The 20,761-nt window shown below is 60.0% G+C and carries 16 protein-coding genes; 4 read left to right on the top strand and 12 right to left on the bottom strand.

What is annotated here, in order from left to right; translation table 11 throughout:
* The first annotated feature begins 79 nt into the window (after positions 1–79).
* A complete protein-coding gene (locus FJ951_RS02970; RefSeq protein ID WP_140498452.1) occupies positions 80–841 on the top strand; it encodes a Crp/Fnr family transcriptional regulator in 762 nt (253 codons plus the stop codon).
* A 128-nt stretch (positions 842–969) separates the two neighbouring features.
* On the opposite strand, the gene FJ951_RS02975 is transcribed toward FJ951_RS02970, so the two are convergent.
* From FJ951_RS02975 to FJ951_RS03015, 9 genes are all read right to left on the bottom strand, one after another.
* Entirely contained in the window at positions 970–1,701 is a 732-nt protein-coding gene (locus FJ951_RS02975) for a cysteine hydrolase (RefSeq protein ID WP_140498451.1), read from the bottom strand.
* Positions 1,702–1,798: 97 nt separating this feature from the next.
* On the bottom strand, positions 1,799–2,983 hold the full coding sequence (locus tag FJ951_RS02980) for an acyltransferase (RefSeq protein ID WP_140498450.1): 1,185 nt from the start codon (positions 2,981–2,983) through the stop codon (positions 1,799–1,801).
* Positions 2,984–3,309: 326 nt separating this feature from the next.
* Positions 3,310–4,404, bottom strand: a complete 1,095-nt coding sequence (locus tag FJ951_RS02985; RefSeq protein WP_140513503.1) for a NeuD/PglB/VioB family sugar acetyltransferase — start codon at positions 4,402–4,404, stop codon at positions 3,310–3,312.
* Positions 4,405–4,410: 6 nt separating this feature from the next.
* On the bottom strand, positions 4,411–5,343 hold the full coding sequence (locus tag FJ951_RS02990; protein WP_140498448.1) for a transketolase C-terminal domain-containing protein: 933 nt from the start codon (positions 5,341–5,343) through the stop codon (positions 4,411–4,413).
* A 3-nt stretch (positions 5,344–5,346) separates the two neighbouring features.
* Complete coding sequence (locus FJ951_RS02995; protein WP_140513505.1) at positions 5,347–6,357, bottom strand: thiamine pyrophosphate-dependent dehydrogenase E1 component subunit alpha; 1,011 nt, start codon at positions 6,355–6,357, stop codon at positions 5,347–5,349.
* A complete protein-coding gene (locus FJ951_RS03000; RefSeq protein ID WP_140513507.1) occupies positions 6,354–7,529 on the bottom strand; it encodes a DegT/DnrJ/EryC1/StrS aminotransferase family protein in 1,176 nt (391 codons plus the stop codon). Before FJ951_RS03000 ends, FJ951_RS02995 begins: the two co-directional genes overlap by 4 nt.
* Positions 7,530–7,551: 22 nt before the next feature.
* On the bottom strand, positions 7,552–8,229 hold the full coding sequence (locus FJ951_RS03005) for a PIG-L deacetylase family protein (protein ID WP_140498445.1): 678 nt from the start codon (positions 8,227–8,229) through the stop codon (positions 7,552–7,554).
* Positions 8,226–8,888, bottom strand: a complete 663-nt coding sequence (locus FJ951_RS03010) for a sugar transferase (RefSeq protein ID WP_140513509.1) — start codon at positions 8,886–8,888, stop codon at positions 8,226–8,228. Before FJ951_RS03010 ends, FJ951_RS03005 begins: the two co-directional genes overlap by 4 nt.
* The gene (locus FJ951_RS03015; protein WP_140513511.1) at positions 8,885–10,246 is read right to left on the bottom strand and encodes a polysaccharide biosynthesis/export family protein; all 1,362 of its coding nucleotides are present in this window, start codon (positions 10,244–10,246) and stop codon (positions 8,885–8,887) included. The genes FJ951_RS03010 and FJ951_RS03015 overlap by 4 nt, the downstream gene beginning before the upstream one ends.
* 143 nt (positions 10,247–10,389) lie before the next feature.
* On the opposite strand from FJ951_RS03015, the gene FJ951_RS03020 reads away from it, so the two are divergent.
* Positions 10,390–11,610, top strand: coding sequence for a glycosyltransferase (locus FJ951_RS03020; RefSeq protein WP_140513513.1), 1,221 nt, complete (start codon positions 10,390–10,392; stop codon positions 11,608–11,610).
* A 66-nt stretch (positions 11,611–11,676) separates the two neighbouring features.
* Entirely contained in the window at positions 11,677–12,807 is a 1,131-nt protein-coding gene (locus FJ951_RS03025; protein ID WP_140498441.1) for a glycosyltransferase family 4 protein, read from the top strand.
* A gap of 36 nt (positions 12,808–12,843) precedes the next feature.
* Here FJ951_RS03025 and FJ951_RS03030 read toward each other — a convergent pair whose 3' ends face one another.
* Positions 12,844–15,141: a polysaccharide biosynthesis tyrosine autokinase gene (locus tag FJ951_RS03030; RefSeq protein ID WP_140581298.1), complete on the bottom strand. Its 2,298-nt coding sequence runs from the start codon at positions 15,139–15,141 to the stop codon at positions 12,844–12,846.
* Positions 15,142–15,420: 279 nt separating this feature from the next.
* Here FJ951_RS03030 and FJ951_RS03035 point away from each other — a divergent pair, with 279 nt between their 5' ends.
* Complete coding sequence (locus tag FJ951_RS03035) at positions 15,421–16,761, top strand: O-antigen ligase family protein (protein WP_181165376.1); 1,341 nt, start codon at positions 15,421–15,423, stop codon at positions 16,759–16,761.
* Between the two features lie 105 nt (positions 16,762–16,866).
* Here FJ951_RS03035 and FJ951_RS03040 read toward each other — a convergent pair whose 3' ends face one another.
* Both FJ951_RS03040 and FJ951_RS03045 read right to left on the bottom strand, forming a co-directional pair.
* A complete protein-coding gene (locus tag FJ951_RS03040; protein WP_140513517.1) occupies positions 16,867–18,321 on the bottom strand; it encodes a hypothetical protein in 1,455 nt (484 codons plus the stop codon).
* Positions 18,322–18,341: 20 nt separating this feature from the next.
* Positions 18,342–20,498 carry a nucleoside-diphosphate sugar epimerase/dehydratase gene (locus FJ951_RS03045; RefSeq protein ID WP_140498437.1) on the bottom strand — a complete coding sequence of 719 codons (2,157 nt, stop codon included), beginning with the start codon at positions 20,496–20,498 and terminating at the stop codon, positions 18,342–18,344.
* Positions 20,499–20,761: the final 263 nt, after the last annotated feature.

A 20,761-nucleotide genomic window follows, 5' to 3' on the forward strand; every position in this document is an offset into this window, starting at 1 on the left:
GTAGATGTGATTTGCTTGAGTTTGGGGAGCAGCCGCAACGGAAGCGGCTGCGAACCTTTGCAAGGGGGCGCTACCCAGGATGAAACAACCGCCCGTTCGATATCCAGGCCCGCAGACTGACGGGGAGATCACCTCCGTAGCTGATGCCAACCATATGCACGGGCCGGATTTGAAAAATATCGAGCATTTCAGCAATGTTAAGTCGTCCACGCTGATCGAGATAGACCGCCGCTGTCGTTGGTTGCATCTCAATGAAGGGGACGTCCTGGTCCCGGCCGGCGAAAGTGTCGACCGGCTTTTTTTTCTGCTCGAGGGCGAGCTTCGAGCGCTCGTTTATACCCGCAATGGCAAGATTGTGTCGCTCCCCCCTGCGCATCGTGGCTCGCTTGTTAACGGAATTGCCTTGAGCGGCGACATCCAGATGCCATATTCGGTCGAAGCGGCGGGACCATGCACTATCGCTTCGATCGGCAGTCGTGCCTTTCTGGACATAGTCAAGCAGGATCCTGAAGCCCTGCATGCGGTTGTACAATTGTTGGTGGAACGTCAGCAGGTGCTTGTCGAGCACATCGTTGAGCTTTCGACGCTCAACGTTCGGTCCCGGGTGCATAAGGAGTTGCTGCGCTTATGCGCTGAAGACATCGGAGCCGACGGTTCGGCGAGGATTTCTCCTATCCCGACCCATACGGATCTGGCCCACCGCATTGGCACCCACCGCGAGGCGGTGGCACGCGAGTTGAGCTACCTGCAAAACATCGGACTCGTGCTGCGCCACGCCAAAGAGCTTTACGTGCCTGATGTATCCCGTATCGCCGATCTTGTGGCAAAGTCGGACGACTAAATCGTAGGCGATGCGTCGGGGCACCTTTCGAGAGTGGTCGGGACGTCGGTTGTGTTTGGGCTTGATCTACGCTGGCCCTGAGCGGCAGCCGCGGTGCTCCAAGGCGACTGATAGGCAGCTTTGCCTGCTCATTCGGCTAGTTCAAGACGACCGTGAACTCGCTCTGCGACCGACTTCAGGAATTGGTCGGACGTCGATGTCCATCCAAAGAGTATCTGAACGAGCGTGATCGAGGCATCATGATTGCTCCTTGGGGCGTCCCAAGCGATGGGCTCGCTGGTGCAATCCGTCAGCAGTATGCAGCGATAGTCCCTGAAGAAGGCATCCCGAATTGTCGATTCCACACACACGCTGGTCGTGCATCCTGTCACGATGAGGTGTTTGACGCCTGCGGATTTCAGAACAGAATCGAGTTCGGTTTCGTAGAAACCGCTGAATCGCGTTTTATAGAGGACGACATCCCCTGCCTGTGGCTTGAGGCCGTTGACGACCTCTGTTCCCCAGGTGTCGCGGATCAGAATCCGGCTCTCGCTGCCATCCGGGGCTGTCATGTTCGCGCCCACCCCGAAGATCTGGAGATGTCGAATACGGTTGGGGGCGTCCGACGTTCCAAGGTCCGAGAGGTCGCGATGATATCCCATCTTCAGGTAGACGATGGGCATGCTCAATTCGCGAGCGGCAGCTATTACGCTGGCAGTAGGGCCTACAGCCCGTTGAATCCCGGAGATATCGATTCCGGCTCTGTCGAACATTCCACCGTTGGAGCCGAAGTCATTCTGCATGTCCACGACGAGTACGGCAGCGTCAGCGGGATCAATTGAAATAGGTTGAGGCTTGGCGTCGATGACAAATGGATGCATTTCGTCCTCATCCCTGCTTGCAGCCTAACAACAGTGGTTACGACCAGTCTGCTATCTATCCGCCTCAAAAGCCGCAGGCCGCCGCGCAACGGCGATCCTACCCCCTTAGCCATGCCGCACGTTTGGCATTTGACGCCAGCCAAAGCCGCATCGCGCTTGGCTGCGAAGCCGAGCGATAGATCTTCTGATGATAGACAAACTCATAGGGCCACAGCTCAAGCGTTCGGTTCGCGAAATGCGTCAGCACCCAGGTGATCGCCGCCGCCGCCAAAATGAAGGCGCTCATCGATAGGACAACATTGCCGGAAAAAAGATGGGCGCGGGAAAACAGCGAGCGTGTCAGAAGATACGTGTAGGGATGCACCAGATACAGGCTGTAGCTCACCGTTCCGAAGTATCGAAGCAGCCGATTGCCAAGGAGTAGTGCCGTCAAGCTGTTCCGCGACACTGCAAGGCAGAAGTAGAGCCCCGTCGCGACCATGAGCAAGGGAAGCTCGGCATTTTGGAAATCGGACCAGTGATAGTCGTAATGGCCGCGGCTGGCGAGAAAGACGCAAGCTGCCAGCGCCCCGCTCTCGGCAAGCCGATGGCGGCCCCGGTTTACCCATTCAAATCGGTCGTAGGCAAGGCGGATCAGCCCGCCGGCAAGAAAATACAAGGCGATCGGGTACCGGGCGATAAAGAGCGCCGCGAGAAGACCGAGCGCAATTGTGCCGAGTCTGGTTGGGCGACGAACCGTCAGGAAAACGAACGCTGCCGTAAACACATAGAACCAGACCTCGAAGGTCAGGCTCCACGCGTTCGGCGTCAATTGCTCGGTATGGGTTGCAAGGTTCAGGAATGTCAGTCCTGCCAGAACCGCTGTGAGATTGTTGGTTTCGGGATAAAAGTTGGTGGTTGCGTTCAGCAAGATGAAAAGCAGGCTTAGCGCGAAAAACAGAGGGTAGAGGCGCAGGAACCGTCGGGCAGCAAACTGAGCGGGACTATAGCGTATCGCACTGGGCAGGATGACGAAGCCACTGATTACGAAGAAAAGGCAGACTCCGAAGGTGCCGAAATTCCAGAAGGGCGTAATGCGGTCGACATAGGCCGAATTGGAGGCGTAGACGTGCTCCGCCGTGCCGCCCAGGAGGTGAGCGAAGAAGACCATAAGAGAAGCAATGCCGCGCAACCCATGCGCGGCTACATTGAACGAATTGTCGCCAGCCGGCTTCGCTGACGCTTCGACGGGAAAATGCTGCGGACCCGATGAGTTCTGAGGATGGAGATGTGCAACGGTCATCTGAGCCTTCAAGTTGGATCCCGCAGACCATTTCACCGTACACCATCCCAGGTCTCGCAATGCTCGGGAATTCGAAGGACACCCCCGCCCAAAAGTAGTGGGCTGCCGCAGAAAAACTCCACCGGATGACTAACAGCCGCATTGCGGGACTGATTTAACCCAGGCCCGATGCTGATTGCGGGCGATCGCTGGACCGCAACCGAAGTACGGCTTGACTGACACCGATCGGAATTGGCGAACCCTCGGCCGCAGCCACGAGAGCCGCCCCGTCGAACCGCCCCGCCATGTCGCTTTCTCGAGCCGGAGATCGCCTTGGGCGACATGCATTAGCGGAGATGGCGGCGGCCCTGCGCGTCGACGATGGTGTTGTCTGCGACATTGGCGCTGATGTGCGCGCCGTTGTGGATCAGGCAGTCGGCGCCGATCTGGACGCCCAGGAGCACCGTTGCGCCCATTCCCACGACGGTCAAGGCTCCGATGCCCACTCCGCCGGCTATGATAGCGCCTGGTGTCAGGTGCGCATTGTCCTGAACGACGCTGTCGTGGCAGACTATAGTCCCCTGATTGACGATGACGTTGTTACCGATCGTACAGCGCGGACCGATGCTCGCGCCGGCCAAAATATGGCAGCCATGTCCAATCCTGGTCGCCTTGGAGACGATCGCGGAAGGATGGATCACAGGCGGCAGAACGAAGCCCATTGCGGTGGCGCGTTCATACATTGCCCGCCTCACCTGGCTTGACTGGGCGCCTCCGATGCCGATGAAAGCATAGCGCGTGCCCTCCGCAAGCAAACGCTCCAGGCAGTCTTCCGTGCCGATCACCGAAATACCGCCGCAGACGTGGTGGCCGGCGGGCAACGCTTGATCGGTGCAGCCCAGGATATCGTATCCGGCACCATCGAGAGCATCGATCAAACAGGCGGCGTGGCCGCCGCCGCCGATGATGACGGCCCGCCTGGAGAAAGCGACGGAACTCGGCTCGCCCGGTTCGGCTCTCTTGGCGGCGGATCGGCGACCGGCAGCAGCGTGCACCTCGGCTTCGCCAATGCGGCCATTGGACGGAATGACGTCCGCAAGGTTGACCCCGAGCTCGGATGCGGCCTTGCGGGCTTTAGCCGTTATCGCGACTTCGCTGGCCCCGACATCGGCCGCGCTGGTCTCCCCGACAACGACATTCGAATTTTCGTCGATGATTTTGCAAAGCGTTGCGCCGACAGGAACGAAGTCACCGACCTTGATGTCCAGCAGGCCGACAGTTCCTGCCTCCGGAGCATCTACCTCGACTGCGGCCTTGGTGGTCTCAAGCACGAAAAGAATGGTGCCTTGTTCGACCCTTTCACCTTGTGCGACCCGAATCTCGATGAGCTGGAGATTGTCCTCGTTGGCGTTAACCCGCGGGGCTTCGACAAGCACGGTCATGTACGCTTAGCCTTTCTGGAACAGCTCGATGCAGGCCGCCTGGATGGCGTTCACACCCGGCAGCAGATCGTCCTCCCAGTCGCGGCTTGAGGGAATGGGGTGATCGGGCCCGGTCAATGCGCTGAAGTGCCTGACCCGGCCGATCAGCGCGCGCGCACACTCCGACGCGAAGCCCCAGCCGGGAGAGCCTTCCTCCACCGCGACCACACGCGTGCAGTTGCCGACCTGGCTTCGGACCTCATCGCCAGGGAAGGGCGACAGCTGTTCGACGGCCACCACGGTGGTCGCGATTTCCTCCTCTTGCGCGAGTTTCTTTGCGGCCGCGACAGCGTGCTCGACGCAACCTCCATATGTCAGGATCACGACATCTGCATCCGCCGGGCGTGGAAGCGCGTCGGGTCCGAGCACGGGCCTGGAATACATCACCTTGTTTTCGATGATCAGGTGAGGGGATCGCGACGCGAAGGCCCGATGCAGAAGCGTACCAGGATCGGCATACTCGTGAGTGGCAAGCACCGTCAGCCCGGGCACGCCGCAAAAATGCTTTTCCAGGCTTTGCGAGTGCGTCGGCCCATAGCCGCGCCGTCCGCCCATGGGAGCGCGGATGATGACGGGGACCTCAACCTGGTCGTTGTACATCCAACGGAACTTGGCGACGTGATTGATGATCTGGTCGGCAGCAAGGGCTATGAAGTCTCCGAACATGAGTTCGACGATCACTGGCCGGCCTTTGATGGCCATGCCTGCCGCCATGCCAACAATGCCGCCTTCGCTGATCGGCGTGGTCCAGACACGGTCCTTATAGGCTGACGAAAGACCCTTGGTGACCTTGAAGGCGCCACCGTAGGGGTCAAGAACATCCTCACCCAAAATCACCAGACGGAGATCGGCTCCCATGAGATCGTGTAGCGCGCGATTGATCGATTCGACGACACGCATGGATCAACCCCGCGCCAAGGCGGCCGCGGCGGCGGATTCGACCGCGCGGTCCACGACATTCAGGCAGTAGGCGTCAATCTCATCGGCGTTGGCAACGCGCTGGCGCATCGGGGGTATGGGATCTCTGGCTCGAGCTTGCTCAAGACGCTCCGCCGGCCTCGTATCATCTCCCTTGCTGTGGGGGCCGATCCGTTCGGTTCGCAAGTAGAGCCAGCAAGGGCGGGATTCGGCGCGTACATAGCCTACGGCTTCTTGGGCGAGCTCATATATCGCGATCGGATCGTTGCCGTCATAGGCGAATGTGCGGACGCCGAACGGCTCGGCCCTGGCGACGATCGAACCGGAGACGGTCAGATGCTTGGGGGTCGTCTGGGCGATCTCGTTGTCCTCGATCACAAAGACCACCGGTGCGGCGAAAACAGACGCAAGGTTAAGGCTCTCGTATACGGCTCCCTCGCCCATCGTGCCGTCGCCGAGGAACACCACTGCGACGGCGCCCTCGTCCTTTCGCGCCAGCGCACTACCAACCGCGACGGGTGCGATGCCTCCTTGGATGCCATTGGAGTGGAAGTTGCGGAAGCACAGGTGCTGGCTGCCGCCGCGTCCGCCGCAAATGCCGGTTACACGCCCCATGATCTCGGCTATCAGGCCTTCGACTTCGCCCGAATAGGCAATGAAATGACCATGGCAGCGGTGGTTGCTCCAGACAATGTCGCGGTCCCGGTCAAGAGCGTTTATCACGCCAACCGCATTGGCTTCCTGTCCAACGGACGTGTGCGTCGTGCCGAACAGGAGACCTTGGGAAAAAAGATCGAGCAAGCGCTCCTCCACGAGCCGGATGAGCATCATCTGCTGATAAAATCGAACCGCGGCTGGCAGTTCGAATCCGAGCAAACCACGCTCTGTAGGGGCAAGGGTGAGGTTCCGCGCTGCTGACGACGTCACTATCTGCAGCTCTGCCAGAGAAGACGCTAGAACGGTTTCATCCTTCCTGATCGCGCGTTCCTTTGTCATGCTGCCTCGAGCTGGCGCGAAGCCGTAACAAGGATTGACCGCGCCGTCGACGCGGCAGCCATGGTCTCCTCGGTCGTCCAGGACGGGTCGACCAGAAAAGCCATACTCGTTTCACCGAGCTGCCGTGCGATCGGCAGACGTTCGGGCGGCGCTACCCCGGCGTCCGCGAAGGCATGTTCAAGATAGATCTCAGAGCAGCTTCCCGAGAAGCATGGGACGCCGGCCGCATTGATAGCCGCAATCAACTCGTCGCGCGACCATCCGGGGGACAGCATCTCGGGCTTGATATAGAAATAGCATCGGTACCAGGCATGCTTATGCTCCGAACCGAGCTGGGGCGCGTGCAGCATCGGCAATTCAGCAAGCGTCCTCATCCAGATGCTGGCATTTCGCTCGCGTTGGCGAGTCCAGTCGGGTAGGCGTTCGAGCTGCCGCAAGCCAAGCACTGCCTGGATTGATGTCATGCGCCAGTTGGTGCCGATGCTGTCATGCAGCCAGCGAAACCCTGTCGCCCTATGGGGGGCAAAGACCAGATCGTAGTTCTTGCCGTGGTCCTTGAGGCTCCAGGCAGCGAGCCACAATTTCTTGTCGTCCATTGCGACAAGCCCACCTTCGCCGCCCGTCGTGATGATCTTGTCCTGGCAGAACGAGAACGCCGCTATGTCGCCGAAGGAGCCAATCGGTCGTCCGTTGTATTCGGCTCCATGCGCCTGGGCGCAATCTTCGATGACTTTTATGCCGCTGCGCTTTGCGAGTTCCATGATCGGCGCCATGTCGCACGGCCAGCCGGCAATATGCACGACGATCACTGCCTTTGTTCGAGCCGTTATCTTCGGCGCAATCGTCTCGGCGGAAAGGTTGCCCGAACTCGGGTCGACATCCGCGAAAACGGGCGTGGCGCCGGCAAACATGACGCAGGCGGCGGAGGCGACGAAACTGCGGGGCGTGACGATCACCTCGTCGCCGGCGCCGATGTGGAGAATCTTCATCGCAAGATCCAGCGCGAGCGAGCCGTTGGCCAGCGCCACCGCGTGACGTCGGCCGAGGCTGCGCGCATAGGCGCGTTCGAAGGTCTTCACATGGTCGCCGGTCCAGGCGTTCACCTGGCCGGATCGCAAAACCTCTACCACATCGGTTATTTGTTCTTCGTCGTAGATTGGCCAGCGTTTCATCGCAGAATACTCCAGCTAGAATTCAAATGACGTTTCGCAGAAGGACAAAGGCCTCGGCCGCCCTCAGATGGGCGGCGGTGCCCCTGACGATCGCAAGCGCCCGCAAGGTTTCGATCGAACGCTCATGCGGGAAATCTCTGATCTGTGAGGCGAACATCGACGCAGCTTCGAGTTTGCGGTCCAGCGTCGATGCGATGTCTATGAAGACGTTCGGCACGAAGCTCGGCGTCACATAGGGGGCATTCCAGTTCGTTTCGGAGACGGTCTCGTAAGCCATGATCGTCCGCGGATATTGAGATTGGGTCGGGCGAGCCGCTACCAGCGATGACAGGAAGATCAGCTGGTGGTCCATGTGCACATCACCGACGAAAGGGATGAGCAACGTATCCGGCACGACATCCCGCAACAGGGTCAGCAGCGCCCTGTTGAGCGTCGCGTGCGGCGTCTCGGCGATCTGCGCTGCCGGCAGATCAAGCCAATGCGTCTGTTGCACGCCCAAACAGGCATGCGCCGCCTTGGCCTCGCTGCGAACCCGTTCCGTCATCTCCTCTGTGAAGGCGGGCGGGCTGCCTCGCGTAACCACTGCGACATGAACTTCTGCGCCTTGGGCAGCCATCCGGGCTATCGTGCCGCCACACCCCAGGACCTCATCATCAGGATGCGGTGCGATCACCAGAAGTCGACCGAGTGCTGGGTTCATGGCCGGACCGTCCCGGCGGGCATAGCCTTCAAAGCATGGTCGACATGGCGGCGGTCGACACGTTCGCCCAACAGTGCCACTTGGACAGTCAGAACCAGTATGTGCAGATCGAGCCACAGGCTGCGGTTGCGCACATACCAGAGGTCGAGCGCCAGCTTTTCGCTGTTGGTGAGGCGGGTATTGCCGTTCACCTGTGCCCATCCGGACAGGCCGGGGCGGACCGTGCCACGAATACGCCCCAGCTCGCCGAATTCGGCGATGGTGGCCGGGAGCAACGGACGGGGCCCCATGAAGGCCATGTCCCCCCTGGCGATCGAGAGAAGCTGCGGCAGCTCATCGATGCGGACGGAGCGCATCAGCCGCGTGGCCGGCGTCTCACGCAAGGCGTCGGGGAGCAGCATGCCATTTCCGTCTCGCCCTTCGTGCATCGTACGAAACTTGCAGATCACGAACGGGCGACCTTCCAGCCCGCTGCGAGACTGGCGGAAAAACAATGGACGGCCGACACTAACCCAGACAATGGCAGCAGCCACGAGCCATAGCGGCAGGCTGAGAACCAAAAGGATCACCGCTGCGATACGGCTTGGTATGGCCCGGCCAAGCGGAACGCGCGCAGTCCAGCCGCCGGAACGTGCTGTTGGGGTGCTGAGGCCGATCATTGCGACGGTCCGACCTGGACGGAAGAGGTCGTCGCCAAGGCAGTGGCTGAACGGCTTGTCGTGTCCTGGGCGCTATCCAGGCGGTTTATTGACACAAGGATCGTATCTCCGGCCGCAACCGGATCGTCGAGGGTCGCCACCTTTGTGGCGGTCTGGCCATTTACCTTGCGGCGGATCTGGTAGGTGAACGTGATGGAGTTGTTGCTGCGTGTCTGCTCCGCGGCCAGCGAGCTCAACAGCAGGATCTGTTCCTCGGTCGATTCTCGAACCGCGATCAGGCGCTCGATTTCAGAGTTGTGGGCCTGGAGATCCGTCAACGCCGTGTGTGTCCAGGTCTGGGTGGCGTCATCCAGGTCGCGCTGCAACTGGCTCAATTCGCGGCGCACCGTTGATGCCTGATTGTAGATTTCAAGCAGATGAGATTGCTGCGTGGTCGCTTCGCGCTCGGCGTTCGAGAGGTCTGTGATTGTGACGAGACCTTTCTTGTTAAGGCCCCTGATGCGATCGAGATCCGCCTGTGCCGAAGCGATCACTGTCTTTTGTATGTCCGAAAGCTGTTGAACATTGGCGAGGGCAACATTCACTTCTTCGATCCCCGCCGAGAGCTGCTTGCGACGTGTCGTCAGCGCATGTTGATCTGCTTCAAGGATGCGCTGCTCGGTAGGAAGCAGCGTCGCGAGCAGGTTGGCGTTCATGAGGCCCTTGATCTTGGCAGGCAGATCCAGTTCCGAGATCTTGTCGCTGTTTGCCAATTGGGCCTTGATGCGCGCAGCGGCGACCGCCTCCTTGGCGATCTCCACCACGCTTTCATCAAGAGCTCCGCGCAACCGGGCGCGTGTTACGACGCGATCCTCCGCCGTGGCTCCCCCGGTCGACTGGCCGCCCGCAAGCGCCACCGCCTGCTCCACGTTCAGTGCCGGCTGGTAAGGAAACGAGCCCGGCGCCTTTACATCCCCAAGGACGAAGATCGGGCGGAAGCTCACCACCGCAAGAGCTATATGCGGGTCATTGAAGAGTTCACGCTCGATGAATGCCTTACGGATACGACTCAAGGCGTCGGGCACCGTCAGGCCGCCGACTTCAAAGCTGCCGATCAGCGGAATGTTGATCGCGCCATCGCTGGCGACCGTGAGTTGTTCGGCGGGAAGCGCGTCGTCGATGAAGTCAAACGACACCACATCGCCGACCGAAACCTTGTAGTCATCGTCCGCCGCGGCCCAGGCATCAAGCTGGGAAATCAGAATCGCTGCAACCGCAAGGATCGCAATACTGGCGGATCCCAGTGCTTTCGCAAGGAATGTACTGGTCCACGCGCCTGTCGATCGCCTGCTCCGCGCCGCATTGCAATAAGATGCCATGGAAGCCCACCATAGAATTTTCCTGCAAAGACCCTAGCGACACCTGCGCGAGGACAATGAGTCATACCTTTGGTGGAGCGGTGACAACCTTCGGTCTGGTTCCCACCTAATTTGGCTAACTGGATGTCGACTGCAACCAACGTATGGTGCGGCTGGATACTGCCGGACGATTGAATGCTTCCTCAGGGCGGAGCGTTGCAGACAGCTGGGAAGCCTGCGTGCACACAAGTGTTCTTCACACCATTACCAGTCTCGACGTCGGCGGCGCTCAGGTCATGCTTGCCCGTTTTCTTGGCCAGGTCGACCAAAATCGCTTCTCGACTTCAGTTCTGTCCCTGCTTTCACCCGGTCCGGTGGCTGCAAACGTAGAATATACAAGATCGGGGCTCGTTTCGCTCGGCATGACGGAACGGCCGCGACCGCGCGATGTCGTTCGGCTGACGCGGTCGATAAGACGGGCGGCCCCCGATCTTCTTCACGGATGGATGTATCACGGCAACGTCGCGGCAACGCTCGGCTCGACGCTAGGGCTCAATTTCTCGCCGGTCATCTGGAGCATCCATCACACGGTTCGAGATCTCGCCGACGAGAAACCATTGACGCGCCAATTGATACGGCTCTCGGCCCGCCTGTCGAGGCGCACCAGCGCGATCTCATATTGCTCGCGCGTCGCCGCCGATGATCACGAGCGCCTGGGCTTTGATCCGCGCCGGAGGGTGGTTATCCCGAACGGGACGGATTGCGATCAATTTTCCCCCTCGGCCGACGCCGGTGCGAAGCTGCGCCGCCTGTTCGGCTTGCCGCCCGGACGGCTGATGATCGGCCATGTGGCACGCTTCCATCCCATGAAGGACCAGGTTAGCCTGGTCCGCGCCATCAGCCGGCTCCTGGAACAGGGATACGACGTTCAGGGCATATTTATCGGGGAGGGACATGCCGACGGCCCGGTGCGGCGCACCGCCCGTGAGCTCGGCATAGACGACCGCATTACCACGCCGGGCATCCGCGCTGACATCGCCGACCTCATGCCGGGCTTCGACGTCTACGCGCTTTGCTCGGCTTGGGGCGAGGCATTTTCCCTTGCCGTAGGCGAGGCGATGGCCAGCGGCGTGCCGGCGGTGGTTACCGCGGTCGGCGACTCCGGCTGGCTGGTCGGCGACAGCGGCGTGGTCGTTCCACCGGGAGATAGTGAAGCTCTGGCCGCCGGATTGATCAGGCTTGTCAGCCTTGAACCGGCCGAGCGCCGCGCCTTGGGTCAACAAGCGCGTCGTCGCGTCATGGAGAACTTCTCGCTTTCCCTTTACGTCGGCAGGCACCTGGAACTCTACGAAGCAGCTCTAGGGCGTCGTCGCCATATCCGATAGGAGCGGCTGGTGGTTGCTGTGCACATGAATGGTCGAGATTCTCCTCGCGCCCCTGTGGACTATGCGATGCGCCGCAAGCGCATCGTCGTCATTGCGAGCCTGACGCGTTCGCTTGTCAACTTTCGTCTCGAATTGTTGAAGGCCATGGTCGCTGCGGGGCATGATGTCATTGCGCTCGCCCCCGATGAAGATGAGCGGGCGATCGCCGGTCTCAAGGCAATTGGCGTGACCTTCCGACAGATTCCGATGGCCAGGACGGGTACCAGTCCGCTGGCCGATTTGCGAACGCTCAAGGCGCTTTACAAGCTCATTCGTGGCTTGGCGCCCGAAATCGTCCTGGCGTATACGATGAAGCCGATCATCTATGGTGGATTGGCTGCCCGCCTTGCCCGTGTACCGCGCCGGTTTGCGCTCTTTACAGGCTTCGGCTTCATATTCAGCGGCAGCATGACGGGACTGCGCGCAACCATCTTGCGCCGGTTGAGTATTGGTCTCTACCGCTCGGCTCTGGTCGGCTGCGAAGCAGTTTTCGCTTACAATGACGCCGACGCTTCCGACATCCGGCGCCATGGGATGGTTTCTGCGACGACGCCAGTGATCATGATCCCAGGTTCAGGAGTGGACCTGACACTGTTTGCCGCAAGCCCCCCACCTTCAGGGCCTCCCGTCTTCCTTCTGATCGCTCGCTTGCTTCGCGAAAAGGGAATTGCCGAGTTTGCTGCCGCCGCGCGTATCCTGAAGACCAAGTATCGCGCTGCACGCTTTCAGATTCTCGGGCCCTTCGATCCCAGTCCCCTCTCCATCTCGAAAGCCGAAATGGACCAGTGGACCAAGGAAGGCGCCGTTGAATATCTCGGCGAAACACACGACGTCGGTCCCTATTTGACCGCGTCCACCGTGTTCGTGTTGCCGTCCTATTACAGGGAGGGCATTCCCCGCAGCGCGCTGGAAGCCTTGTCGACCGGTCGGCCGATAATCACGACCAACGCCCCTGGCTGTCAAGAAACGGTGATCGAGGGCGAGAACGGTTTCCGGGTCGAGCCGCGAGACGTGGAAGCTCTCGCCTCGGCGCAGCGGGCTTTTCTCGAGGATGAGGAACTCGCTGCAAAAATGGGCGCCAACTCAAGAAAGCTCGCGGAAGACCGGTTCGATGTTCACAAGGTGAACCAAACCCTGCTCGAGGCGATGGGGATATAGTCGGCCGCGCCTGATCGGCCGCGCGGCCGATGGCGGTCAAGCGGGAAAATAACGACGAATCTGCTGCCGTTTCAAATAGGCTTTCCGCAGGGCACCACGGGCCTGTCGGAAGGGGTCGACGCGGTTGAACACCCAGCCGATCGATGGACCGCCGGCGAACCGCAGGCGCTCGACAACCTGGGAGAGAGCCTCTTGCGTGGTGTTGTCGCACGCGGCCACGACCACGACGGTATCCACCGAGGCGGCAATCCTGATTGCGTCTTCGACGACGAGCACAGGCGGCGCGTCGATGATCACCACGTCGTATTCGAGCCGGAACGCCTCCAGCAATTTCGCGAATTGGCTGGAATTGAGGAATTCAGGCAAGGTCTGGTCGTCGGCAGATGGCGCCAGCACATCCAGTCGCGGAACTTCAGGAAGCGTCTGAACGATCTCTGCCAGGGTGCAACCACCATGTAGGTAGTCGTTGAGTGTCTTGTCGGCGGGCCCAAACTGCATGGCGCTATGGATGCTGCGGGTTCGCAAATCCAGATCAATCAGCGCTGTCAGGGCGCCGTCCATTCCAGCTGCCACGGCGAGGCCCATGGCCGTCGTTGTCTTGCCTTCCTGTGGTAGTCCTGAGCTGACCAGGATCACCTGTTTGCTCCGGCCACCGTTCATCCGGGTGCAGGCCATGTACAGCGACCGGAAGGCATCGGAGAAGGCCGACCGTGGTTGCGACAACAAGGTTTCAAGAGGAGGCGTGGCGCGTTGCAGGAATTTCTTGGGCAGTTGCGGAATCGACGCCAGCAGTGGCGCACGGATAAGCTTCGATACCCGTTGTGACTCGCGTATTCTCACATCCATGCTTTCAAGCGTCAGCACAAGGATCAGGGCTAGGATCAGCGACGCGGCGAAACCGCCTGCCGTCATCAGACGAAGTTTGGGAAAGGAAGGGCTCGTCGGAATCTCGGCGGCGGAAACCGTCCGCACGCCGGGCTCGACCGCCTCGGAAAACGGATCGAGGCTGCCAAGCCTGCCTGATACGAGGTCGTAGAGCTTCTGCTCGGTCGACAATTGGTTGTTCAGTTCCCGAAGCTTCGCTTCCGCCAGGCTCCTTTGCCGTAGTTGCTCGTTGGACTCCTCCAAAGTCTTGGCGAGTTGGTTGACCCTGCCTTCGTTGACGCGGACGTCGTTTTCCAAGATTGCGATCGTACGCAGCATCTCCTGAGAGATCATCGCGCGGACGGCCGCTACTTTTGCATCCGCCTCCTGGACCAGGGGATGATTGCGCCCGTAGTTGCTGGCCAGTTGCGCGCGATCCCTCATCGCCGTCGCTTCGTCGTTGCGCAGGGATGTCAGGAAGTCCGATGAGAGCAGGGGATCGACGTTGGCGCCCGCGTCGCCGGTCTTGGCCGCCAGCCTGACCTGGGCGAGGCGCGCCTGCGCTTGCGTGTATTCACCTCTGGCGGTGCTGAGCTGCTCGTTGCTTTGCTGGATCGAGGCGCGCAGCAGATCATCGCGTGGATCGCTGGATACGCCGTGTTCTCGCGCATATTGGGCGATCTGGCCTTCTATGGCGGCTATCCGTGACGCAAGCTCCGTCGATTGCTGCCTCAGAAAGCTAACGGCGTCCTTGATGTCCTGCCGCTTGTTGTCCCGGGACCATTCCACGAACAGTTTGGCCGTCGCATTGGCTATCAGGGCCGCCCTCGACGCGTCGTCATTGAAAAAGGAGATCGTCATCGCCGAGCTCTCTCCGGACCGGTCAACCGAAACGCTCGACAGATACGATGAAATCGCCCGATCTTGCTGAACCCCCTTCGATGGCAGCGACGCGGGATCCTGCGGGTCGGCGCCGGCGACAAGGCTCCATAGCGCTCGCGGTATCGAGACGATCAAGCCGACGGCCTGTGACAGCAGTCCAGGGCCCGAATCCGAAGGGGAAGCTCGGCTCGCGGCTGGTTTAAGATAGGTGTTGAAATCCGGGTCCTTGATGAGGTCCAGTCTGTCGACGACCAGGCTGGCAAAGACACGAGAGGTGATCAGATCCGCCTCGGTGTCCATTCGCGACTTGTCGGGCTGTTGATTAGGCTGCGCTTGTGCGGTGTCGAGAGGATTGGGATCGTCGGATTCGACAACGATCATCGAGCGAGCGGTGTACGTCTTGGGAAGTTCCACAGCCGTGATGAGCGCGAGAGCGGTGCCGGTAGTCACGACCGCAAGGATCAAGGGGAGGCGCCTTCGGAAAAGCGTGTAGAGCTCGCGCGGGCCGAAAGTGCGTTCCTTCGACGGCTCGATCGGCTCTTGAAGGAATGGTTCCAGACGGCTCCACACGCTGTTGTCGTCTATCAAGCTCACAGATCCCGCCCCTTTTTGTTTGTCTTCGACTGGTCCAAGCCGGCCCTGCCACATCGGACCTGGAGGCTACCCAGCATCGAATTCGCGACTTACCGCGACGACAGTTTTAACATGGTTGCGCGGCCGCAATCGCGCTCAAGAGGCTTAGCCGCAAAGGCGACATCATCCAAAAGGATAGCGTAACCGGCCCGGGCCCTATCTTGGCAGATAGGCTGAACTGCAGGCCCAATGAGGGCTGGCGAAAAGGACTCTCAAGCAGATTCAGGAGTGAGGATGAACTACGCCAGGGCTCCTCGCCATTATTGGACAAGGCCCGGCCCCAAACCGGCCGTCACATCGTTGCCAGAGGTAGCCGGGAGACTCGGGCTCTGGTTCGCCGTGGCGTCCGTCTTTCTCACGCCCTTCAATATTCTTCGGTTTGATGCATTCTATTTTACCATCAGCGACGGCTTCGCTCTCGCGGCCGTATTCGCAGCCATACTCGGGAAATCCTTTTCGATCTCTCCCTTGGGCGCGGGGACGTTTCTATGGAATATCGGCATCGCCCTACTATGCGGGATGCTGCTGCTAAGCAGTCTGATCCACGGAGATCCGCAGCGAGGCTTCATCATCTCGGCGCAATATCTGTACGCCTACTTTCTCCTGGCCTTCATGATCGTGTCGAGGCCCTGGGCCGAAATCGTTCTCTTGATGAAATCATTTCTTTGCTCGATCGCCGTGATGTGTCTGCAGGGGATAGTGATAATCGACATCCTCAAGCAACGCGGCACCGTCTTTGTCAGCGGCAATGGTCGTTTCCAGGGTTGGGTGGAACGCGAGAATGAATGCGCAACGCTGATAGCGCTCTCTGTCCCGCTAATGTTGTGGCTGGTGGCGTCAGGCTGCATAAGGCCTCGCTGGCTTTGGGTCGGACTGCCGCTTTTTGGCTATGGCATTATTTTGACAGGATCCAATACCGGCCTGATCGGCCTTGTCTTTGCGGTCACCATCTTCGTAGTCGCGACGGGCTCGTGGCGCCGCATCATTTCTTTAGCGGTGACCTCGCTCGCCGCATTCTTCATTGCCGTTACCTGGGGCCGCGACTTCTTGCCCGAGGTCTTCCAACACCGCGTGCTGAATGCGCTGCAGAATGGTGACCTCGATGAGGCTGGCACGTTTGCAGACCGTATGCGGCTCATCCATGAGGCCATTGGCAAAGCGGACAATAATTCACTGCTTGGTATCGGTGCCGACCAGTATCGGCAGGTCAGCGAATTGCACGCCCCGGTCCACAACACCTACCTCCTCATATGGGTCGAGGCAGGGCTGCCCGGATTCATCGGTTTTCTGCTCCTGCTCGTGGCAGGCATCACCATCGCCATCCTTGCCGCTCGGAGTCGTGAAGGCAAGGTATCCGCCATTTGCACGGCGACGACAGTTCTCCTCTTCGCGGCGCTGGCCAATGCGCTACCGCATCTTTACAGTCGTTTCTTTCTCGTGCCTCTGCTGCTTGGAATGGCGCCCAGTGTTGCGATTTTGCGCGACGGCCCAGCTTCAAGAACGGTCACGCGCTTTCTTCGCGGTACTCGCTCCAAGTACGGTCGTTCGCGGCCTTTCCTACGCAGGCCGATCTAAGGGGCCCACCAGCCGAGCTTTCCAGCTCCTACAAAGGCTAAAATCGGCGCACCCGGAAGATCTGGTCAGGGTCTCCCCATGGCAAGAGCGAGCGATATATAGAAGCTATTTCGCCGGCTCTGATGCTTGCGCGGACATGAAACGAGCGAGGGCGAACACGCCCTCGACGAAGTCTTCTCCCTCGATAAACCGGCCCTCAACCCAGCGTCCCTGGGTATCCTGACTGTCGACGAGCTGACGCACCTTTGAATTCAGTTCGCCAGCACTCAACTCATCCGCGGCACTGATCCACAGTCGTTGACGTGAAACTCTCTGCCCCCGCGTTGCACTCTCGAGCCGAGCGAACACCGGCTCGATCTCTGCACCGGTTTTCATGCCGTAGTGTTTCAGGAGGTCCATGTCGTCGAACGTCACTTGGCCGCCCTCATCGATGTAAAGCGGCCGGTTGGTGTTGAGTTCGTAGAAACGTGCCCAACTGCCGTCGGACAGGCGCGCCGCCTGTAGCCAGGTGGCTGCAGTCGTCGCCGCGTGCAGCAACCGCGCATCCCTGTTTTGCTCGTTCAACTCGATCAGGTAATCGATGTTGCCGGCGGTTTCGCGCGAGACGACCGCTGGCGGCTCAAACCTGCGTCCCCAAACCGGCTGCATGGAACGATCGTAACCCTGAGCCCAGCCCTGTTGTGGCGCGGGCAACTGGGCTGCAAGGAGAAAATCACCGACCTTCTCCGCCGTCTTGAGATATGCGGGATCGTGATATGTGCGGTAGGCGTTGAGAAAGAGACGACCCATATCGCGGGGAAGATTGTCATTGATGATGAAATAGGGCGGACGATCAGGCTTCTGCCACTCGTGAGACCAACTGGCCGGAATACTCGCCTTGGCCGCAGCCTTTACATCCGCCCCAGGCGCGGCTCCCTTGAAGAAGACCGGGAAGGCCCCATTCGGGTATTGCACCCGCATCAATCGATGAAGCGCCCTGTCGATGCAGGAACGGACGTCCGGATCCGAACCGCCGCTCGCCAGGTCGAACCACATCAGAAAATTCAGCACGCTCTGTGTGTTGTTGTCATCGAGGACAGTCTCGTTGCGTTGCGGATTGTCCTTGATATCGCGACAGGTATTCCCGCCCAACTTCAGTGCGCGGTAGCACCATGTCGCCGCCTTTTGCGGGTCGGTCTCGATCTTGTAAAACCATCCGCCGGACTCCAGCTGAGTCTTGACCAGAGCGGTTGCCACGACCTGGGCAGACTGAAGCCATTGCTTGTCGCCGGTAACCTCGAAAATGCGCAGGAACGCAGCGCCGACAGCCGGCGTACCAGGCGGCTGCACCCAGCCAACGCTCGCGGGCACGGTACCGCCTTCGCCCACCCTCTTTTGGCCGTCGAGGGAATATTTCCATACATAAGTTCCCGCTACACCGAGATGATCGCGGAAATAGGCCCCGGCAGCCTCGATCGCCTCCCGTGCCTCGGCCACTGTCGGCTGAGATTGAGGCGCCCCGGCCAGTGCAGTGCCGCACGACAGCGCGACAAACAGAGCCGAGGCAATATGCCTTAGCACGGCAGCGCTCCCGCTGGGCCTCAAGCGGCCGCCTCGTGTGGACGCGTGCTTGCCTTGGCTGAACCGAGGATCACATGAGGCACGAAGGGCGCCGTCACCGCCGCCGCAGGCTTGGCTTCGTCTCTGCGGTAACTGGGAAGCATATCCGCAACAAGATTTAACACTCCCTCAGTGTCGCCGGCCCTCGCCAAGCGACGCAATTGCGAAAATCCCTTGCGAAGCGTGTCAAGCGGCATCGCGTTGGGCACGGCGCCCAAGACTCCGGAAATCGGAACGTCGACACGTCTTTCGCTTTCGTCGAAGAGTTCCTCGAACAGCTTTTCCCCCGGCCGGCAGCCGACAATCTTGATCTTGATGTCCTCATCCGGCCGAAATCCCGCGAGCTTGATCATGCGGCGCGCCATGTCGATGATCTTGATTGGCGCACCCATGTCGAGAACGAAGATTTCGCCCTGTCCGAGTTTTTTCTCCAGACCATGGGCCGATGCCTGCAAGGTCAGTTCAACCGCCTCGCGTATTGTCATGAAGAAGCGCTTCATCTCCATGTCGGTCACGGTCAGCGGACCGCCGTGGGCGAGTTGGCGCTTGAATAGCGGGATCAGCGACCCGCTTGAACCCAGAACATTGCCGAAACGAACGGTCATGAAGCGGACGGGGGTATCGCCGGCGGTAAAGGCGAGGTCCAGGGACTGGCAGTAGAGTTCCGCTAGGCGCTTGGTAGCGCCCATGACACTGGTCGTGTTCACAACCTTGTCGGTGGATATCTGGACCATTGCCTTGGCGCCGCAAAGGCGGGTCGCTTCTGCCACGTTCATAGTACCGATGACGTTGGTAAGAATGCCCTCACAGGGATTCAATTCGACCATCGGCACATGTTTGAGCGCCGCCGCGTGGAAGACCAGGTCGACGCGATGGCGTCGGAAAATCTCGCCCAGGCGAACAGGGTCGCGTACGTCGCAGATATATGGCTTCCGGCGCACATTCGGGAATTTCTCCGCCAATTCCAGATCGATGGCGTACAGATTGTACTCGCTGTTATCGATCAGGACCACTTCGGTGGGGCCGAGCGCGGCAATCTGCTGCGTGAGCTCTCCGCCGATCGAGCCTCCGGCGCCGGTGACGACGATGCGCCTGTTTTCGATCATTCGGGACAACGCATCTTTATCAAGAACCGCCTGCGGCCTCTCCAGAAGGTCGGTAAGTTCGATGGGGCGCAAGTCGAAGCGACTCTGATATTTAGGATTGCGCAGTTCCAGGACCGGGGCGGGGCGAGAGACAGCGATGCCCAGACGGTCGGCCCGGTCGATCAGCGCTTCAAGCATCGGGTCGACGAGGCCAGGCACCCTTTCGGTGAAAATCACGTGGCGGGGCTTGATGCCGCGACCTTCCAGATCGCCGATGACCATGTCGAAGTCTTCGATGCTGCCCAGAACCGGCACGCCACGCAGGAAATAGCCCTCTGTCGTTGCGCCATTATCGAGCACGCCGACCGGCCAATGGCGTGCATTCGGATCCCGCTGCAGCGCGCGAATATAAAGATCGGCCGCATCGCCTGCACCGATCAGCAGCACAGGGACCACGTCGCGTCCGTTTCTCGCTCTGTTCGCAGTCGGACCAAAGCGGCTTAGCTCAACGAGCTTGGAGCGGATGCGAACTGAAATAAGCAGCGGCACGAGCAACAGAAACTGGATCACTATCACCGAGCGCGGGATCGAATCGAGCCGTGTAGCCACAAACATCAGGAACACGAAGGCCAGCGATGTGACGAATGCCGCGCGAACGATACCGAGCATGTCGCCGACAGAAGCATATCGCCAGTTGCGGGTGTAGAGGCAAGTCACCGGGAAGACCACCGCGCATGTAAGCAGGAAGCAAGGGAGTGCGAAGAGCAACGAAGCGTGGCTTTCCGGACCGGTGAATTCTCCATCAAGGCCCAATCGCATGAATGAAGCAAACGACAGTGCCGCCAGCGCCAGGGCCAGATCGATGATGTAGAGATGAAGGTTCTTGCCAACGGCCTTGGCGCGCCCGGTCACCCGCCGGCGCAAGTAAGACAGCACATGGACAATCGTCCGCGGTTTGCTGACGAGACGGCCGAGAGCGATCGCAGTGGCCAGCAAAAGGGATTGGCCTCCCAGTGGACTGATTGCCTCAAACGGCTGATCTGACTGGCTCATTCTAGACCTCGACAAAGCTTAGCCGCCGCGCCCCAAGAGAGCGCGTCAAGAGATGCGGCTGTTTGAACTCGCAGGCACAAATCCGTGCCTGCCAGTCCCTTGCTCAATCAAGAACAGGTTGGCCTGCAATCGTTCGGATTCGAGGCTACGATCTTATCGCTGCTATGGGGCGCTTTACCCGTTTTCTAAGCAACACATGCTTTTGTGCATGGGGGGGCTATCGGAACTGCAAGCGGACTTTGCTGCGTTAATCCAAAGAGGTA

The sequence above is a fragment of the Mesorhizobium sp. B2-2-3 genome (assembly GCF_006442405.1).
Classification (GTDB): Bacteria; Pseudomonadota; Alphaproteobacteria; order Rhizobiales; family Rhizobiaceae; genus Mesorhizobium.

Coding starts and splice junctions, on each gene's coding strand:
- FJ951_RS02970 (WP_140498452.1), top strand. CDS start 80: ATGAAACAACCGCCCGTTCGATATCCAGGCCCGCAGACTGACGGGGAG.
- FJ951_RS02975 (WP_140498451.1), bottom strand. CDS start 1,701: ATGCATCCATTTGTCATCGACGCCAAGCCTCAACCTATTTCAATTGAT.
- FJ951_RS02980 (WP_140498450.1), bottom strand. CDS start 2,983: ATGACCGTTGCACATCTCCATCCTCAGAACTCATCGGGTCCGCAGCAT.
- FJ951_RS02985 (WP_140513503.1), bottom strand. CDS start 4,404: ATGACCGTGCTTGTCGAAGCCCCGCGGGTTAACGCCAACGAGGACAAT.
- FJ951_RS02990 (WP_140498448.1), bottom strand. CDS start 5,343: ATGCGTGTCGTCGAATCGATCAATCGCGCGCTACACGATCTCATGGGA.
- FJ951_RS02995 (WP_140513505.1), bottom strand. CDS start 6,357: ATGACAAAGGAACGCGCGATCAGGAAGGATGAAACCGTTCTAGCGTCT.
- FJ951_RS03000 (WP_140513507.1), bottom strand. CDS start 7,529: ATGAAACGCTGGCCAATCTACGACGAAGAACAAATAACCGATGTGGTA.
- FJ951_RS03005 (WP_140498445.1), bottom strand. CDS start 8,229: ATGAACCCAGCACTCGGTCGACTTCTGGTGATCGCACCGCATCCTGAT.
- FJ951_RS03010 (WP_140513509.1), bottom strand. CDS start 8,888: ATGATCGGCCTCAGCACCCCAACAGCACGTTCCGGCGGCTGGACTGCG.
- FJ951_RS03015 (WP_140513511.1), bottom strand. CDS start 10,246: ATGGCATCTTATTGCAATGCGGCGCGGAGCAGGCGATCGACAGGCGCG.
- FJ951_RS03020 (WP_140513513.1), top strand. CDS start 10,390: ATGGTGCGGCTGGATACTGCCGGACGATTGAATGCTTCCTCAGGGCGG.
- FJ951_RS03025 (WP_140498441.1), top strand. CDS start 11,677: ATGCGCCGCAAGCGCATCGTCGTCATTGCGAGCCTGACGCGTTCGCTT.
- FJ951_RS03035 (WP_181165376.1), top strand. CDS start 15,421: ATGAACTACGCCAGGGCTCCTCGCCATTATTGGACAAGGCCCGGCCCC.
- FJ951_RS03045 (WP_140498437.1), bottom strand. CDS start 20,498: ATGAGCCAGTCAGATCAGCCGTTTGAGGCAATCAGTCCACTGGGAGGC.